A 1,285-nucleotide genomic window follows, 5' to 3' on the forward strand; every position below is an offset into this window, starting at 1 on the left:
TCGGGTGGAGCCTCACCCCCCTCCCGCGCGGGGGGGGCGCGGTCGCACACCGGCCGGGTGTGAGGCCTGGCCCCCCCCCCCCCGCCCGCCGCCCGCCCCGGCCGCGGTCACGCCGCGCCGGCGCCCGCCGGGCGGTACACGCACCAGACGATCTTCCCGACGCCGCCCGGGCGCGGGCGCACCCCCCACGCCGTCGCCAGCCGGCCCACCAGCCACAGGCCGCGGCCCGACTCGTCCTCGGCGTCCGGGTCGACCGGGGCCGGGTCCGGCCCGTCGGGCGAGGCGTCGTGCACCTCGATCGCCAGCTCGCCGCCGGCCAGTTCGAACCCCACCAGGACGAGGCGGCCGGGCGGCGCGGTGGCGTGCGCCACCGCGTTGGCCACCAGTTCGCCGAGCAGCAACTCCCCGTCGTCGGCGTACCGTCCGCCGTCCGGCTGCTCGGCCAGGTACGCGCGGAGCATCCGCCGCGCCACCCCGGCCGACCTGCGGTGGCGGGGCAGCCAGCACTCCCTCCCGGCGGCCCGGACGGTCGCGGTCGGCAGGGTTTCGGGCATGCAGGGCTCCTCGGCGGCCGGGGGTGCGGGATCGCGGACATGAGCATGGTCGGCGATCGGTCGCTCCCGGCGAGCGGCTTGCCCCGTTCCGCTGCCGGAGGGCTTGCACGGGCGGTACCGTGACGGGTCGTCGACAAGCCCGGCCGGGTCTTCCCCGGGTGCGGTCGGACGGCCGCGAGGACCGCTCCCGCGACCACGGCGCCGAGGGTCGACCCGGGCTGCCGGTCGGTGGTCAACGCCTGCTCCGCACCCCGTGATTCCGCGGACGCGCGCCCCGAGGGCGCATCCTGCGGGACGGGCGTCCGGCTGCGGCGGGGGCGGGGGGGGGGGCCGCGCGGGAGGGCCCGGCGCCGGGCACCCGCGTCCCGCGGGGCGGAGTCGGCTGCCCCTTGGAGTAGGTGGTCGGCTGGGAGTAGCCGCCGGGCGCAGCCGTGGGCTGCGGCGGGGTCGCGGGCGGCGGGCCGGCGGAGAAGCCGGCGCCGTTGGTGCCGCCCGCGCCCTGGCCCGCCGAGGCGACCGGGGGCATCAGCGAGGTGGACGCGGCCGGGTGCTCGGCCGGGGGCTGGGGCACACCGCCGTAGGGCATTCCGCCCTGCTGCGCGCCGCCCGGCGTCCCGCCCGTCGCACCTCCCGCAGCACCCGTGGCTCCACTCACCCTGGTCCTCCCGCAGTTCCCGCCCGGACGGCCGCCGCCGCCCGGTCATCGTTCGTCTCCGGCCCCGGCCTTGCGC

Annotated in this window: 1 protein-coding gene; it reads right to left on the reverse strand. The window is 80.3% G+C overall.

What is annotated here, in order from left to right; genetic code table 11:
- Nucleotides 1–107: 107 nt before the first annotated feature.
- Complete coding sequence (locus ACFV0G_RS39480; protein WP_380558796.1) at nucleotides 108–554, reverse strand: ATP-binding protein; 447 nt, start codon at nucleotides 552–554, stop codon at nucleotides 108–110.
- Between the last annotated feature and the right edge of the window lie 731 nt (nucleotides 555–1,285).

It is taken from the genome of Kitasatospora sp. NPDC059571 (genome assembly GCF_042735675.1).
In the GTDB taxonomy this organism is placed as follows: Bacteria; Actinomycetota; Actinomycetes; order Streptomycetales; family Streptomycetaceae; genus Kitasatospora.

What these genes read in the sequence shown, in the direction of transcription:
- ACFV0G_RS39480 (WP_380558796.1), bottom strand. Translation starts at nt 554, where the DNA reads ATGCCCGAAACCCTGCCGACCGCGACCGTCCGGGCCGCCGGGAGGGAG.